Below are 15,718 nucleotides of genomic sequence, written 5' to 3'. Positions count from 1 at the left end.
GTCCGCCCGTCCTCAGCCGGCCAGCTCGACCAGTTCCGGCACGACGTCGTCGGGGTGCGGCATCGCGGCGATCTCCGCGGCGATGCGGGCGTTGGCGACGCGAACGTCGTCGTCCGCCAACAACTTGCGCGCGGTCTCCTGGACCGCGTCCGCGGTGAAGTCCGCGCCGACGAGCTGGGCGCCCAGGCCGGTGCCCGCCACGATCCCGGCGTTGCGGAAGTGGTCAGCGCCCTGCGGCAGCACGAGCTGTGGCAGGCCGTGCGTCATCGCGGCGACCGTGGTGCCGGCGCCGCCGTGGTGCACGACGAGATCTGCGTGCGCGAGCAGATCCGCCTGGGGCACCCACGGCAGCAGGTGGACGTGGTCCGGTACGTCGGCCAGCAGCGCCGGGTCGACCTGCGGCCCGGTCGCGACCAGCAGTTCGGCGTCCACACCGGACAGCCCGGTGATCGCGGTCCTCAGCACGTCCTGGTTCGAGAACGCCGTGCCGAACGTGAGGTAGACCAGCGGCCTTTCGTGCTCCACGACCCAACCGGGCAATTCGCCCGGCTCGGTGAACGGGACCGGACGCATCGGAATGCGCTCCACGTCCGAAAGAAAGTCGAGATCCTGCAGTGAAGGCGGGAAGACGTCGAGATAAGTCGATCCGAGCCCGTAATGTTGCCCATTCGGGAGCGTGATCCCGAGTTCGTCGACGTACTCGAGGAGCAGGTCGCTCATCGCTTCCGGAACAAGGGATTCGTCCATCCTGCCGAACCCGTGGCACACGGCCGGAATGCCTGCCCGCAGGGCGGCGAGACCCGCGCCGGGGTTCATGAGCTCGAAGACGACGAGGTCCGGCTTGTCCCGTTCGAGCACCGGCTCCAGATCGGTCACGTAGGCCCTGGGCAGCAGTGATCCGAACGCGTCGACGGCGGTCTGGCGCAGCATGTCCCGCCGGAACCCGTCCGTGCCGTGCAGTTCGTTCGCCTGGCGGAACGCGGCCCAGATGCTGATGCCCGCGTCGACCACCGTGAGTCCGAGTTTTTCCACAGTCGCGTGGAATCCTGCATCAACGGCGTAGAGAACGTCATGGCCTTGCGCTCGCGCGGCGGTCGCGAGCGGAAGTATCGGGTAAACGTGTCCGTGGGAGCCTAAGCTCGAGAAGAGAATGCGCACCGGGCCAGATTAGGTGCTCCTCCATTACGACGGGGTCAATTCACCCAGCTTTCCGAGCGCTCCGCGACCTCGGCGGGCGAAGGCGCCGAGGCGATCTCCGCACGCACCTCACCGGCGGCCCGCTGGAGCCTCGAATCCTCGATCAGCCGGGTCAGCAGGTCCGGCGTGACCTCGCGCGGCTCGGCCTTCAGCCCCGCCCCGCGCCGGGTGATCGCGTCCGCGTGGACGGTCCTGTCACCGGGCCCGGGCTCGACCAGCTGCGGCACCCCGGCGGCGAGCGCGCCGAGCAACGTCCCCGCGCCACCGTGGTGCACGATCCCGTCGCAGAACGGCAGCACGCGCGGGATCGGCACCCACCCGACCGCCCGCACGTTGCCCGGCAGTCCGTCCGTCCGGTCCGGACGCACCAGCACGAACTCGGCGTCCACCCGCTCGGCCGCCCTGACCACGGCCGCCATCATCCGGCCGGAGCCGGGACCGGGCGCGGTGCTCCTGCTGACCAGGATCCGCGGCTTGCCGGACGGCTCCGCGAGCCACGGCGGCACCTCGCCGTCACCGCTGTAGGGCACGAACCGCACCCGTTCGCCGCCGGGGAACTCCGCGAGCGAGGGCGGAGCGGTGCGCAGGACCGTCGTGGGCGACCGCACCCCGGCCTTCATCCGCGCGCCGACCGCGGCCGTCAGCTCCAGCCCGTCGAACAACGACACGTCGTGCACGACCGACGGCACCCCCAGCGCCGACCCGGCCGCCGCCAGCGGCTCGTGCACCACGACGTCCGGCCGCCAGCCCTCCGCGAACTCCCGCAACGGCCCGGTCATCGCGTCACCGACCCTGCTGAACAACCGCGACACGAAGTCGAGCCGCCCGCTGCCCCGCATCTCCCGCTTGGCCACCAGCGGATGCGCGAGCATGATCCGCACCGCGATCGGTCCGAAGCGGACGCTGGAGGGGACGACGTCCTCGACCCGCAGCCCGGACTCGCCGACCCGCAACGCCTCCCCGCCCGTGGCGACCACGACCTCGCGGCCGGCCTCGCGCAACCGCAGCGCGAGCGGCATCAACGGGAAGACGTGGCCCAGCAGGGGAGCGGCGACGACGAGAACACGCATATCTCCAGGCTACGGCTCCACCAGCCGGCGCACGGCGTCCTCGACGGTCCGCCGCCGTACCCCGTGGTCCGAACTCGACGGAGCCGCCGCCCACATCGACGCGACCGCCAGCACCAGCTGCAACACCTGCTCCGCCGGGAACCGCGACGACACCAGCCCCGACTCCTGGGCGGACCGGATCGCCTCGACGTCGGCGGTCCGGCTCACGGGAGAGCGCCGCTCCAGCCGTTGCCAGGTCGCGAGCCGGGCGAGCTCGGGGTGCTGGTGCTGCAGGTCGTACAACCGGCCCGCGTACCCCGGCAGGTCGAGCACGTCGAACTCCAGCGCCGTCGCGCCCGCCACGTCGGACTGCACGGCGTCGAACAGCTCGTCCTTGCCGCCGTAGTAGTTGTAGGCGAGGCCCGCGGAGCACCGGGCTATGCGCGCGATGCGTTCCATCCGGGCCCCGGCGATGCCGTGGGCGGCGAACTCGACGAACGCGGCGTCCAGCAACCGGCGGCGGGTGCGTTCCCGATCGCGGTCGTGCATGGGTTCAGGCTAGCGCCGCGACAGCCGGCCTTCGCCGCGTCTCCGACGCTCAGCAGGCCACCTCGTGGCACCGGCCCCGCGCCCCGGTACAACCAGTACAGGGGCGCGGGGCCGGCGCCACGATGCGGCCGTCTGAACGCCGGACACGGGGCAAAGGCCGACTGCCGCGGCGCTGCCGAAGGGCCGCACCCCAGAAGGGATGCGGCCCCAGCGGACGTGGTCCGGAAGAGTGCCCTGCGAGCCCGGCGAACTACTTGGCCATGTCGAACCAGTTGAACGCCTCGACCATCTGCCGGGTGGTGTCGCTGACGTAGCGCGGCCCGGTGAGCTCCCAGCGCGTCACCGTCCGGTACGTGCCCGGCTCGAGCGACTCGTCCTCGCGGGTGTTCTCGTCGTCCTTGACCGGCACGTACTCCTTGATCGACCGCTTGGTCAGCGTGACGTCGAGCGACTCGTAGGCGGACTGGGTGTAGAGGTAGTCGCCCTGACCGCTGTCGCCCGCGCGGCCGGGGTCGGCCAGCTTCAGCTGGATCGTGCTGCCGCCGAACGACCCGGTCGCGGACACCACGGTGACGATGTGGCCACCGCTGCGCTGCAGCGAACCGGTGGTGGGGCCCGCCTTGTAGCGGCCGTACACGAGCTGGATCGGACCCTCGTTGAGCTTCTTCGCGAGGTCACCGGCGAAGTCCGGGTTCTCGTGGGTGCTCACGGCGCCCGTGGAGGTGGTCCACCCGGCGTCGCGGGCGGGCTTGGTGGCGACGTCCCACGCCTTGCGCAGGTTGCCGAGGCTCGTGCCGCCGTCGTACTTGGCGTCGACGCCGATGCGCCAGATCGAGTTCGTGATGACGCTGAAGTCGGACGGGTCCTTGGGGTCGAGGTTGCCGACCTTGGTGGTCAGCCAGCCGACCGGCGCGTCCTTCTGGTGGCCCCAGTAGTGCAGGACGTTGTAGAGCGAGGCCGGGCCGCAGTAGGCATTGCCGTTGCTCTCCAGGCCGGCGCGGTGCTGGTCCACGTCGCTGACGCCGCACTTCTTGACGTTGAACTGCGGGCCGGCCAGGTCGGAGGCGCCGACGCACGGGGGCGGCGTGCCGATGATCGGGTCGGCCACGGCGGTGGCGGGTGCGACGACGGCGGTGAGAGCGGCGGCGGCGACCAGAGCGTTGCGGATCATTTCGGTGTCCCCTCGATTTCCTGTGTTTCCCCTGCGGTGACACAAGATTCGCCGAGGCGGACCCCCAAGGGCATGAGGGGAGAACCCTCAACACCGCTGTTCGGAAGTTGGGTGTATCAGGCACACCCCCACGTCGCTCCGTCTCAGGCGAGAACGCGGGCGAGGTCCCTGCGACCTGCGATTCCGAGCTTCGTGTAGATCCGGCCGAGGTGGTTCTCGACCGTCTTGGGCGTCACGAACAGCTCCTGCGCGATCTCCCTGTTCGCCCTGCCCGCCGCCGCGAGGTCGGCCACCCGGCGTTCGGACGCCGTGAGCGCCTCCGCACCCACCACGACCTGGCGCCGCGGCCGGTCGCCGAGCGCTTCCAACGCCTCGGCCGCACGGGTCCGCAGCACGGTCGAGCCGCACTTCTCGGCGATGTCGATGGCCTGGTGCAACGGCTCCCGCGCGTCCGTCCGCCTGCGCACGACCCGGAGCGCCTCGCCCAGGTCCACGAGCGATCGGGCCAGCTCCAGGCGGGACGGTGACTGCTCCAGCACGGACACGGACTCGGTCAGCAGCTCCAGCCGCGCGTCCGGGTCCGCGTTCGAGAGCAGCCGCAACGCCGCTCCGACCTCGGTGGCCGCGCCCCACCTCCTGGCCACCTCCAGCTGCTCGGTGGCCAGTTCCAGAGCGAGTTCGTGCTGGCCGAGCAGCAGTGCCGCTCTCGTCGCCACCGCGCGCCACGGGATCGTCGGCGGATCGACGTGCACCTGGTGCATCGCGTCGCGCTGGCGGTAGGCCTCGGACATCGCACGCCGTGCGTCGCCCTCGGCCAGCGCGATCAACGCGCGCACCTCGTGCAGCCAGATCATCGGCATGGTCAGCCGGGCATCGGCGTGCTTGCCGTCGAACGCCGCGATGAACGCCTGCGCCGCCGCGACGTCACCTCGTTCGAGCGCCGCGTAGACCGCGAAGTGCGTCGAGGTCGCGCGCAGGCTGATCACCTCGGACACCGGGTCCTCGTGCGCGACGGCGGCCAGTGCGGCCTCGGCCTCCGCCTCGACGACCTGCATGTCGCCGCAGCGCCAGTTCAGGAACAGCGACGCGTTGGCCACCATCGCGAACTCGATCGGCGACCCGTGCCGGCGGACCTTCAGCCGCGCGCGCTCGATCTCGTGCCGTGCGGTGTCCACGCCGTCCGCGGCCATCAGCGCGAGCAACGCCACCAGCCACGCGACCATCGCGTCCGTGCTGCCCGTCGCGTCGTCGAGGTACGCACCGTTCGCGAGCGCGCGCGTCGCCGTCGTGGCCACCTCGTCGTGCGGCCACACCTCGTAGCGGCCCATCTGCGCGAGGAGCCCGAGCAGCGTGCGTTCGTCGGGGGTGCTGCCCGCGAGGCCCGCGTACGCGCTGAGGTGCTCGGAGGCGGTGCGGCGCTGGTCGGGGAGGAACGAGCGGAAGACCGCGAGCCGCGCCTCCAGGTGCAGCCGCGACTCGCCGCCGGGACGGGCCGCGATGGCCTCGGTCAGTTCCGCGATCGCCGCGGCCGGACCCTCCAGCGCGGCCGTCGCCGACGCCGCCGCGGCCACCAGTTCCGCGTCCGGAAGTGCTTGTGCCGCAGCTTTCAGGTGCCGGTGCGCGTTGACGGCGTCACCGACCCGCAGCAGTGCCCGGCCGAGCTCCGCGCGCAGTCCGGCGTCGCCTGGCTCCTCCTCGGCGGCACGCGTCAGATGCGCCGCGGCCGTGCGCGGATCTCCCGCCGACAGCAACGCCGCCGCGGCTTTCCGCAACACCTCGGCCGCGTCCGGCAGCGTCCCCTTGGGAGCGTGGACGAGGTGCGCTGCCACGCGATCGGCGGGCGCGTGCTGTTCCTGCAACGACTTCGCGGCACGCGCGTGCAGCGAGGCACGCGCGATCGGTCCCAACCCCGTCAGAACCGCTTCGCGCACAACGGGATGCACGAACTCCAGGTGTTCGCCGGTCACCAGCACGTTCGCCGCCGTCAACGCCTCGACCGCGCCGGGCAGGTCGGTCACCCCGGCCAGGTCCGCTGCCTGCCACGGATCGGCGTGCGTGCCGAGGACGGCGACCGCACCCGCCAGCGACACCGCGTCGGCGGGCAGTCTTCCCAGCGTGGCGCGGAAAACGGTGCTCGGTCCGAGCGCACCGACCTCCTCCGCCGTCGCCGCGTCGTCGAGCGGCAGCCCGAGAGCGGCGAGCTCGTCGACCAGAACACCCGACAGGAAAGGATTTCCGCCGCTGGCCGCGTGCAGGGCGGTGATCACCTCGGGGTGCCCGCCGACCAGCGCACCGAGCGCGTCCGGGGTGAGCGGCCGCGGCAGCAACCGGTCGGCGGACACGCTGAGCTGCGCCAGCGGCCCGAGGTTGTCCATCGGAGGCCGGGTCGCGACGACCAGCGCGATCGGCAGGTCCGCGATCCGGCGGGACAGGTAGACGAGGAACTGCAGCGACGAGTGGTCGGCCCAGTGCGCGTCGTCCACGGTGATCAGCAGCGGGCGGGTGGAGGAGAGGTCCACCGCGACCCACCACAACGAGTGCAGCGTGCGGGCCAGTTCGGCCTGGCTCGGGTCGAGCGCGGCGTCGTCCAGCGCCTTCAACGCCGCCCCGGACGGCCCGGCCAGGATCTTCTCGCGGATCTCGCCGGAGTACCGCGACACCGACCGCTCGACCATCTGCCGGACGACGCCCCACGCCATGGCGCTCTCCAGGGCGTCGCCGACGGCCTGCAACCTGCCGAAACCGCGTTTCTTGGCCAGTTCGCGGCACTCGTGCACGAGCCTGGTCTTGCCGATGCCCGCACGCCCTTCGATGACGACGACACGACCCTCACCACGGGTGGCGGCGTCCAGGGCTTCACGGAGGTGCGCGATCTCGGAGTCACGTTCAAGTGGTTCGCGCACAAATCGATCGTAGCGGCCGTCTCGCGCGCTACATGCAGATCATCGGCTGCGCAGAAGAGCGACTTGATGCTCCATCCGAGTGATCGTCAGTTCACGCACCCGGTCTCGGTCGGACCCCCGCCGCCGAACTGGTCCTCGACGAACCTCTTCGACTGGTCCGGATCCGGTGCGTACACCTGGATGCCGTCGCGCTGGACCTCCTCGCCGATGGGCAGCGTCGCGCTCCGGACCTTCACCGGCCCCTGGAACCGCGACGCGAACTGCAGCAGGTCCCAGCCCTCGTCGTACTCGATCGACCGTTCGAGCAACTGCAGCAGTTCCGGGGCCTTGTCCTTCGTGATCTTCGCCGCGAACGAGGTGAGGAACGCCTGCTGGCGCTTGACCCGGTCCAGGTCACCCTCGGGGAGACCGTGGCGCTGCCTCAGGAACTGCAGCGCCTGCTCTCCGACGAGCGTGTTCTTGCCCGCCATGAAGTGTGCGCCGCTGTACTCGTCCATCACGTAGTTGTTCAAGCACACCTCGATGCCGCCCACGGCCGTGGCGACCCGGCCGAACTCGGACATCGCGACCGCGGCGTAGTGGTCGACCTTCGTCCCGGTCAGGTCCTCGACTGCCGCGGTCAGCTTGCGCGGATCGTCCTTGAACAGGCCGCTGAGCCTGTCCTGGCCGGTGCCGGCGTGGATGTCGCGGGGCAGCGAGATGATCGACGCGGATCCGTCGGTCTCGAAACGCGCGAGCACGATCGCGTCCGCGCGGCGGTCGTCGTCGGTGCCGATCAACAGGACGTTCTGCGCTCCGGAGACCGGTGCGTTCGCCGGCGGCGCGGCCTCGGTCTTCTTGATCGTCGTCGGGATGACGACGGCCGCTGCCGCCGCCGCGACGGTCAGCGTCGCGACCCCGATGATCATGCCGAACGGCTTGGCCTTCCTGGCCTTGTGCAGGTTGGCCAGCACGGTCCGCGAGTCGACGCGCTCGTCGGCCTCGGCGGCGATGGCCTGGCGGATCAGGTCGTTCATGAGTGCACCCCCAGGGTGGCGGACCGGGCGAGTTCGTGAGTGCGCAACGTCTGCAGTGCGCGAGAGAGCTGACTGCGCACGGTGGATTCCGTGCATCCGAGCACCTGTGCGATCTCGGCGTCGCTGCAGTCCTCGTAGAACCGCAGCACCAACGCGGCACGTTGCTTGCGCGGCAGGACGGCGATGCGTGCGCGCATGGCCTCCCGTTCGGCGTGCGCGTCAGCCGGATCCGCCATCGCCGGTGCGTGCCTGACGAGCTCACCGCGTTCCACGGCGATCTCGCGTGCCGCCTTGCGGTGCCGCCACGACAGGTAGTCGTTGGTCACCATGCGCTTCACGTACAGGTAGGGCGCGTCCATCGCCCCGATGCGCTCCCACTTGCCCTGCGCGCGCAGGAGCACGTTCTGCACGATGTCCTGCGCCAGGTGTTTGTCACAGGTGATCGCGGTGGCGTACCCCAACAGCCGGTCCAGCCGATCAGCCACGAACTGGTCGAACCCCACGCCGCCCCCTTCTCGTCCTCGGTCGTTTGCGGAGTGGGAAACCCCCTTCGCTGCTCCGTCCGCTGCATCGGATTCTGTGTCCTGGGCCACAGAGGTCTCGGTTCGGCCGGATTTCGGTGTGAATCCTTTTCATGTTCATGCGTGTGCGCCAGCCTTCACCTCATGCGCATCATCCCTGCACTGGCACTGTTGCCGCTGCTGCTCGTCCCCGTCGACGCGGCCGCCGCCCCCACCGGCAACTACTACCTGCAAAGCGCCGTGACCGGCCAGAACGCGGCCGTCTCCGGCTCCTCGGTCCAGCAGCACCGCCCCAAGGGCAACGAGGACCGCCAGCAGTTCTCCTGGAACGGCAGCACGCTCTCCGAAGGCGGCCTGTGCCTCGGCCGCAACGGCGACGCGACCCAGATGGTCGGCTGCTCGAGTGCCGCGGCCCAGTGGGTCGGCCTGCTCGACGACCAGGACAGATACCGCTTCAAGGACCCCGGCGCCGACCGCTACCTGATCGCGTCCGGCACCGACCAGGTCCGCGTCGGAACGGGCGACGACACGTGGTTTCTGACGCCCGTGAACCCCGTCCGCGTCCAGACCCCTGCCGACCCGCGGCTGGACGAGATGACGTTCCTGACCTCCCACAACGCCTACGCGAACGGCGTCGACGGCGGCTTCATGTTCGCGAACATCGCCCCGAACCAGTCCCGCGGCATCGTGCAGCAGCTCAACGACGGCGTCCGCGGCTTCATGCTCGACATCCACCAGACCCCCGACGGCGCGATCCTCTGCCACAACAGCTGCACGGCCGTCAGCAAGCCGGTCGCCCTGAATGTCGACCTCCAGCGCATGGTCGACTTCCTGAAGTCACGCCCCACCGAGGTCATCACGGTCTTCCTGGAGGACTACGTCTCCGCCGACGTCCTGCGCTCCGAACTGGCCCGCGTCCGAGGCCTGAACGACGTCCTGTTCCGCGCCGAGGGCGTGCGCGAGCACGGCTGGCCGACGTTGTCGCAGATGAGGGCGTCCGGCAAGCGCCTGCTCATCTTCACCTCGCACGGCCGTGACGGCCGCGAGGACTCCGGTGTCCTCTACCAGCGCGACTGGACCGTCGAGAACTACTGGTCCATGGGCGCGGGCGTCGGCAGCAGCGACTGGTCCTGCTACTCCCGCTGGTCCGACAAACCCCTGACCGCGACGGAAGCCGGCTTCCGCCCGCTGTACGTCATGAACCACTTCCGCGACGTCCCGATGCAGGGCACCGTCAGCACCGACAACGCGAAGACCGCCGACCGCGCCCAGCGCTTCTGCGAGCCGGCCGCCCGCAAGACCCCGAACTACCTGGCCGTCGACTTCTACCACCTGAACACGCCGTCACTCCCGGCTCTGCGCCACCCGTCCGGCGCCGGATCCGTCGAGCTGCCCTCGGGCCTGTGCCTGGACAACGACAAGGGCGGCACCGCCAACGGCAACCCGGTCCAGATCTGGACCTGCAACAACACCTACGCGCAGAAGTGGCGCGTCGTCGCCGACGGCACCATCGCCATCGCCGGCAGGTGCCTCGACGTCGACAACGGCGGCACCACCAACGGCACCGCCGTGCAGCTGTGGCAGTGCAACGGCACAGGCGCGCAGCAGTGGCGCGTGCGGTCGGACGGCTCGGTGCAGAACCCGCAGTCGGGGCTGTGCCTGGACAACCCCGGTGCGTCGACCACGCCGGGCACCCGCCTGAACCTGTGGACCTGCAACGGTTCCGCGGCCCAGGCCTGGAAGTTCCGCTAGAGCTTGCGGCCCACGCCCACGTAGACGTCCTCCGGGCCGCCCTCTCCGGCCGGGCCGAGTTCCGGGTGCCACTGCGGCGCCGGGACGACGCCCGGCTGGAGGACCTCCATGCCGGCGAACATCGGCTCGAACTCCGTGAGCCCGCGGAAGTACATCGGGTCGCGGCTGTGCTTCATGGCCTCGACGACGCCGCCCATCTCGTCCGGCTTGAAGTCGGCGGTGAGGTGCGACAGCGCGATCAGGCTGCCCTCGGGCACGGCGTCGCGGTAGCGGGCGACGACCTCGGCCGGGCCCTTGTCGTCCGAGACGAAGTGCAGCACGGCGACCATGAGCAGGCCGACGGGCTTGGAGAAGTCGATCAGGTCTTTCACGACCGGGTCGGACAGCACGTCGTCGGGGCGGCACATGTCCGCCTGCACGACGCCCGCGTTGGCGTTGCCCTCCAGGATGAGCTGGCTGTGCGAGACCGCCACCTCGTCGTAGTCGACGTACACGACCCGTGCGTCCGGGTTCTCCTGTTGCACGATCTCGTGGACGTTGCCGACCGTGGGGATGCCGGAGCCGAGGTCGAGGAACTGCGTGATGCCCTGCTCCATCATCAGCAGGACCGCACGGCGCATGAACGAGCGGTTCGACGAGGCGATGGCACGGCCGTCGCGCAGGATCTGCAGCACCTTGTCGCCGACCATGCGGTCCGACGCGAAGTTGTGGCCACCTCCCAGCAGGAAGTCGTAGACGCGCGCTGCGCTCGGCACGTCCGTGTTGATCCCCGCGGGCACCCAGGAGAAAGGCTCGGCCATGACGGAGAACCTACCCGCATGCACGCACGCGTGTATCGGCCCGGATCGGGTGAAAGCGTCAGCCCGAGCGTGCGGGACGGGCCGAGATCTGCTCTGCCAGCACGGATGCGCCGGCGGCCCGTGCTTCCTGATCGAGCCAGTGCAGGTGGTCCTCGGCGCGGGCCGACCGCAGGTTCCGCGCGGACGCCACGGCCTCCGCGGCGAACCCGGTCGCCGCGGCCACGTCACCGAGTGCGAGGTGGTTGCGGGCCAACGCCGTCAACGCGAGGGTGCGGGACCTGCCTTCGTCATAGGTGCGGACCTTGGTGGTGAGTGAGGCGATGGCCTGCGGGGGATCGTCCAGCACGCGGCGGTCGGCCCACGCGTTGTGCGCCGCCACGAAACCGAGCTGGAAGGCCTTCAGCGCGTCCTCGGGTGCGTTGTGGTGCAGGAACATCCGGCCGGCGCGGGTCAGCACGGACGCGATCAGCGACTCGTCCTCGGCCTGCCTCGCCAGCGTCAGGGCGTGCGCGAAGTGGGGGAGGGCGGTGCCCGGCTGCCCGCTGTCGAACGCCGTCCAGCCCGCCAGCTCGTAGACCTCGGCGACGGCGGTCCACGTCGGGACGTCGCCCACGACGACCATCGGTTCGACGTCGGCCAGGTGCTCCAGAACCGCTGTGTGGCAGGCAATTCCGCCATAGCGCTCGTCCAGCGCGCGCAACGCGGCGGTGCGCCTCGCGATCTCCGGGGCGGCGATGTGCCGGGACGGCATGCCGGACGGCAGCCAGTCGAACGTGGGCGCGCCGACCATGATCCGGGCCGCGTGCTCCAAGAACCGTTGCCGCTTCAGGGAGTTCTCGAGGACCAACTCCTCGGCCTCGGAAAACCCGTCCTGCACGGCAGCCGCACACCACTGCGCGGCCTCGTTCTCCTCGCCTAGTGCGAAAAGCACGCGGGCCAGCCGCACGGCCGCGTCACCGAGGTGTTGGTCGGCGGCGACCCGGAAGTGCACGGCCGCCTCGCGCAGGCGACCGGCCCGTTCGGCGGCCTCGCCCGCGCGGTACATCCGTTCGACCGCGTCGTCGAACTCGAACCGGTCCAGCAGCTCACTCATCACTGCCTCCGAGGATCCGCCGCAGCTCGGCCCGGCCGCGGGTGAGGTGCGTGCGCACGGTCGACTCGCCGACCACCAGCACCGCGGCGATCTCGCTGACCGAGTACCCGAGCAGGTGGTGCAGCGCCACGGTCTCGCGGTGCCTGGGGGAGAGCTCGCGCAACGCCGAGTGCAACGCCTCCACGTCGTGCGCCGGTTGGACGCCCTCAGGCACTTCGGCCAGAGGGGTTTCTCGTGCGTACTTCTGCTCCCAGCGCCGCAAAAGGCGTATTGCGACCTTGAGCACCCACGCCTCGGGCTTGTCGTACGCGCGGATGTCGCCCCACCGGTGTTGTGCGATCAGCAACGCGTCCTGCGCGATGTCCTCGACCACGCGGGTGTCGCCACTCAGAGCCGTCAGCGTCCTGGTCAGCACGGGCCGGCACTCGCGGAAGAACTCCGCGAAGCCCTGATCCGGTGCGCTCAACGGCCTTCCCTTCAGCGTCCGCTCGTGTCGTTCACCGCCCGACGGCGACCTTCACCGGTTACAGGCTTTGAAACCAGCAAAGGCTGACAGCGGGAGGGGAATTCACCCGATCGGTTGCCTAGGGGAGCAGGTGGCGGAAGGCCGCGACCAGCAACATGCGCTGTTGGTCGACCTCCAAGCCCTCGTCGACGTCCTCACCCCGTCCGGAGGAGCTGCCGAACGACTCGACGCGGACCGCGATGTCCACCACGTCGGAGGCGAGCTCCACAGTGGACTCGTCGTCGGGGATCGGCTCGTTCTGCTGGTACAGCTCGTAGCTGAACCGCATCCCGACCGTGCCGTCGAACGTGGCCTGCTCGGTCGGGAGCTGCAGCGCGTCGAACACCGCCCGGTACAGCGCGGTGCCGGTGAGGTGCAGCGGTGTCATCACGACGTGCGTGGTGCCGAGGTCGTGGCTGCGCACCGAGATCGCGGTGGTCGGGCCCTGCGGCGTCGGCGGAACGGGTTGCGGGAACACGGGGAGCTCCGACTTGCGGTCGGAGCGCCACACCGCGACGAGGCGGTCGGCGGCGTCCCGGAGGTCGATGTGCTTGCGCGGTGCGAGGAGTGGCGGCAGCGGTTCCTCGTCCAGCCGCACGACGAACAGGAAGGCGCGCCGGCGTGTCATCTCCAGCGTGAACGCCGGTGTCCACTCCGCGGCGGCCCACTCGCGTTGAAGGGTGTTCGCCGACCACAGCAGGACGTAGTAGTCCGAGGTCGCCAGTTCCTCGTCGATCCCGGCGGCCACGTCGCCACCGGGTGCGCCGGCGTTCTCGTCCAGGTAGGCGTTGACGTTGCGGGCCTCCAGGTCGGCGCGCAGCCGCTCGGCGTGCTCGCGGTCCTTGCCCGCGAACGACAGGAACACCTTGGGGCGGGTCTCGAGCGGCACGGGGTCTCCGTTCTTCCTGAGTCGTCTGCGCAGCGGGCCCGCCGAGGTCTGGACGCCCGCGTCGCCGTGCAGGGACCAGCACGCCCAGTCCGCCGGGTGCCGATCGGCGACTTCTCCGAGCGCGTGCTGCAGGGCGCGATCCCGGGGCAGGCTCGCGAGGTTGCGGTCGAACGCGTCGAGCACCTTCCGCGCGGCCTCGCCGTCGGCCTTCCAGCGGGCGGCGACGACCGACGCCGCACCCGCGGTGATGGCCGCGCGGACGAACCCGGCCCGTTCGTCGCGGCCGCGCTGCTGGGTCATGCCGGACTCGCAGGCGCCGAGCACGACGGTGCCGAACGCGCTGAAGTCCATCTGCCCCAACGCCTCCACGGTCACCTGTCCGTCGCCGAACTGGAGCCACGACTGGTCGGGGTTCATGCGGTCGTGCATGCCGTGGGCGTTGACGCGGAGGCGGTGGAACCGGCCCGCCCGGACGGCTCGGTGCAGCTCGGAGGCCTCCCCGACGACCACCGCGTCGTCACCCCTGCGCCGGCGGGACCGGCGTTGCAGCGGTCGCAGCGCGGACAGGCACGGCAGGCTGGACAGCGCGTGCGTCAGGCCGAGGAAACGGGTCGTGCCGGTGAGCGGCAGGCCCGCCAGCGGGACGTCGGCGAGGACGTCCCCCGCCACCACGACGATCCTGGAAGCCTTGGGCGGCAGGACCTTCACGACGTCGTCCAACGCGATCAGGCCGGCCAGCTCGACCAGCAGGGCGCCGAGGATGGCCTTGTCGTACTTGGGTTTCCACGCTTTGAGGCGGCGGATCGTGTCGGTGAGGTCGCCGATGTGGACGTCGGTCGTCACGTGCGTGATCCCGCGGCCGATCACCAGGTGGTGCAGCCGGTCCGGTGTCGCGTGCATCATCCACACGACCTGGTCCTTCGACAGGTGCCGCGTGATGCCGGCGAGCCAGCGCCGGGCCGCCCGCAGGTCGGTGAAGCTCGGCAGCTCGCGCGGTTCGGGGAGGATCGACGTGCCCCTGGCCGCCTCGACCGCCACCACCAGCCCCGCCAGCGCCCTGTCGCCCTCGCGGCGGACGCGGCGAGCGGCCGCGCGCACCCGTCCGTCCTGCACACCGGGTGCCGTGCGCAGCATCCGCAGCTTGACGCTGGGGCTGTCGCGGTGGTCGGCGATGGTGTCCTCGATGCGGTGCGACTCGGCCCAGTGCTGGGCGGCCAGGTCCTCGTCGCCCGCGTCGGCGAACGCGTCCCCGAGCCCGCGCAACGCCAGCGCGGTGAGCTCGGCGTGACCGGACCGGCTCGCGACCTCGAAGTGCAGCACCGCCTGGTCGAGCCGTCCCCGCGCGTGAGCCAGTTCGGCAGCGGTCAGGTGCCACAGCGGGGAGTTCCCCTCGCCCAGCATGCCCTCCGCCTTGAGCAGCTCGTCCTCGGCGATCAGGCGGCGCACGTGGGAGAGCCTGCGCTCCGGGCTGAGCGCCTGCGTGGCGTCCGGGAGCCGCGAGACCACCTCCGGCCCGGCGGCCGCGACCAGCAGCGGGAAGAGCTTGCGCGCCGCACCCGCCTGCCGGGTCATGACCAGCAGCACCGTCAGCTCGTACAGGACGGCGAACCTCAGCGCGGCCTCGATCTGGTAGCTGGTGACGCACCGCGTCATCAACGCCAGCGCTTCCTCGTACCGGACCTCGCGGCGCAGCGCGGCGGCCCGTTGGAGGAACTCCATGGGAGTGCGGGGAGTCCGGTCGCCGAGCTTCGCGACGCGCGTGCTCCTGCGCACGTCCAGCAGGAGCCGGTCGCGCCCGATGTGTTCCAGGTACTCGGGCCTCCCGGCGCGGCGGAAGTGCCGTTCGGCGGCGTCGAGCTCGCTCTCGGCCGTGGGGTAGTCGTAGAAGTCCGCGGCGGCCAGCGCCGCGACCCGCGCGAGCCGGGCCTGTTCCAACTCGGTGAGCTTCAACCGCCGCAACTCGCGCACGTCGTGCTCGGCAGCGGTGTGATCGGTTGCGGCACTGCGGATCTGGGCTCTGAGGACGCGCAACGTCGTGTCGTTGCCCGCCTGCAGGTACTCGTCGCAGCGCTGCGCGGCCTTGGCGATCGCACCGAGGTTCAGCAACGTCGAGCAGTGGTCGTGGGCGACGGCGGGACTGATCTTCGCGGCCTTCTCGTAGGCGAGGTCGACGCCGAGCACGTTGCCGCGCAGTGCGGCGGACCGCGCGGCCTTGACCGCGTCCGCGAGTGGGCTGCCGGGTTCGATGCGCATTCAGTCCCCAGCTGGGTGGT

At 70.8% G+C, this 15,718-nt stretch carries 12 protein-coding genes; 1 reads left to right on the top strand and 11 read right to left on the bottom strand.

The window, feature by feature from the left end; genetic code table 11:
- Nucleotides 1–12: 12 nt before the first annotated feature.
- From BMY74_RS29115 to BMY74_RS29085, 7 genes are all read right to left on the bottom strand, one after another.
- Nucleotides 13–1,158, bottom strand: coding sequence for a nucleotide disphospho-sugar-binding domain-containing protein (locus BMY74_RS29115; protein WP_089921654.1), 1,146 nt, complete (start codon nucleotides 1,156–1,158; stop codon nucleotides 13–15).
- 35 nt (nucleotides 1,159–1,193) lie between these two features.
- The gene (locus BMY74_RS29110) at nucleotides 1,194–2,267 is read right to left on the bottom strand and encodes a glycosyltransferase (protein WP_089921653.1); all 1,074 of its coding nucleotides are present in this window, start codon (nucleotides 2,265–2,267) and stop codon (nucleotides 1,194–1,196) included.
- 9 nt (nucleotides 2,268–2,276) lie between these two features.
- Nucleotides 2,277–2,795 (bottom strand): TetR/AcrR family transcriptional regulator, encoded by a 519-nt coding sequence (locus tag BMY74_RS29105; RefSeq protein WP_089921652.1) that lies wholly within the window; start codon nucleotides 2,793–2,795, stop codon nucleotides 2,277–2,279.
- Between the two features lie 250 nt (nucleotides 2,796–3,045).
- Entirely contained in the window at nucleotides 3,046–3,966 is a 921-nt protein-coding gene (locus BMY74_RS29100) for a hypothetical protein (RefSeq protein ID WP_089921651.1), read from the bottom strand.
- A 143-nt stretch (nucleotides 3,967–4,109) separates the two neighbouring features.
- Nucleotides 4,110–6,869 (bottom strand): helix-turn-helix transcriptional regulator, encoded by a 2,760-nt coding sequence (locus tag BMY74_RS29095; protein WP_089921650.1) that lies wholly within the window; start codon nucleotides 6,867–6,869, stop codon nucleotides 4,110–4,112.
- Between the two features lie 86 nt (nucleotides 6,870–6,955).
- Nucleotides 6,956–7,885, bottom strand: a complete 930-nt coding sequence (locus BMY74_RS29090) for an LCP family protein (protein ID WP_177229972.1) — start codon at nucleotides 7,883–7,885, stop codon at nucleotides 6,956–6,958.
- Nucleotides 7,882–8,388: a SigE family RNA polymerase sigma factor gene (locus tag BMY74_RS29085; RefSeq protein WP_089921648.1), complete on the bottom strand. Its 507-nt coding sequence runs from the start codon at nucleotides 8,386–8,388 to the stop codon at nucleotides 7,882–7,884. The genes BMY74_RS29090 and BMY74_RS29085 overlap by 4 nt, the downstream gene beginning before the upstream one ends.
- 162 nt (nucleotides 8,389–8,550) lie before the next feature.
- Here BMY74_RS29085 and BMY74_RS46340 point away from each other — a divergent pair, with 162 nt between their 5' ends.
- Nucleotides 8,551–10,158 carry a PI-PLC domain-containing protein gene (locus BMY74_RS46340; RefSeq protein ID WP_245786420.1) on the top strand — a complete coding sequence of 536 codons (1,608 nt, stop codon included), beginning with the start codon at nucleotides 8,551–8,553 and terminating at the stop codon, nucleotides 10,156–10,158.
- On the opposite strand, the gene BMY74_RS29075 is transcribed toward BMY74_RS46340, so the two are convergent.
- From BMY74_RS29075 to BMY74_RS29060, 4 genes are all read right to left on the bottom strand, one after another.
- Entirely contained in the window at nucleotides 10,155–10,958 is an 804-nt protein-coding gene (locus BMY74_RS29075) for an SAM-dependent methyltransferase (RefSeq protein ID WP_089921647.1), read from the bottom strand. The two genes, BMY74_RS46340 and BMY74_RS29075, sit on opposite strands and share 4 nt — an antisense overlap.
- Before the next feature lie 58 nt (nucleotides 10,959–11,016).
- Nucleotides 11,017–12,051 (bottom strand): NsdA family TPR-like regulatory protein, encoded by a 1,035-nt coding sequence (locus tag BMY74_RS29070; RefSeq protein ID WP_089921646.1) that lies wholly within the window; start codon nucleotides 12,049–12,051, stop codon nucleotides 11,017–11,019.
- Complete coding sequence (locus tag BMY74_RS29065; RefSeq protein ID WP_177229971.1) at nucleotides 12,044–12,517, bottom strand: sigma-70 family RNA polymerase sigma factor; 474 nt, start codon at nucleotides 12,515–12,517, stop codon at nucleotides 12,044–12,046. The genes BMY74_RS29070 and BMY74_RS29065 overlap by 8 nt, the downstream gene beginning before the upstream one ends.
- A 118-nt stretch (nucleotides 12,518–12,635) precedes the next feature.
- Entirely contained in the window at nucleotides 12,636–15,698 is a 3,063-nt protein-coding gene (locus tag BMY74_RS29060; protein ID WP_089921644.1) for a TIR domain-containing protein, read from the bottom strand.
- Between the last annotated feature and the right edge of the window lie 20 nt (nucleotides 15,699–15,718).

The organism is Lentzea albida (assembly GCF_900111005.1).
Taxonomy (GTDB): Bacteria; Actinomycetota; Actinomycetes; order Mycobacteriales; family Pseudonocardiaceae; genus Lentzea; species Lentzea albida.
This window is presented reverse-complemented; position numbering and strand designations above follow the sequence as displayed.

Excerpts from the sequence above, each read along its gene's own strand:
- BMY74_RS29110 (WP_089921653.1), bottom strand. The coding sequence starts at position 2,267 with ATGCGTGTTCTCGTCGTCGCCGCTCCCCTGCTGGGCCACGTCTTCCCG.
- BMY74_RS29105 (WP_089921652.1), bottom strand. The coding sequence starts at position 2,795 with ATGCACGACCGCGATCGGGAACGCACCCGCCGCCGGTTGCTGGACGCC.
- BMY74_RS29100 (WP_089921651.1), bottom strand. The coding sequence starts at position 3,966 with ATGATCCGCAACGCTCTGGTCGCCGCCGCCGCTCTCACCGCCGTCGTC.
- BMY74_RS29090 (WP_177229972.1), bottom strand. The coding sequence starts at position 7,885 with ATGAACGACCTGATCCGCCAGGCCATCGCCGCCGAGGCCGACGAGCGC.
- BMY74_RS46340 (WP_245786420.1), top strand. The coding sequence starts at position 8,551 with ATGCGCATCATCCCTGCACTGGCACTGTTGCCGCTGCTGCTCGTCCCC.
- BMY74_RS29075 (WP_089921647.1), bottom strand. The coding sequence starts at position 10,958 with ATGGCCGAGCCTTTCTCCTGGGTGCCCGCGGGGATCAACACGGACGTG.
- BMY74_RS29070 (WP_089921646.1), bottom strand. The coding sequence starts at position 12,051 with ATGAGTGAGCTGCTGGACCGGTTCGAGTTCGACGACGCGGTCGAACGG.
- BMY74_RS29060 (WP_089921644.1), bottom strand. The coding sequence starts at position 15,698 with ATGCGCATCGAACCCGGCAGCCCACTCGCGGACGCGGTCAAGGCCGCG.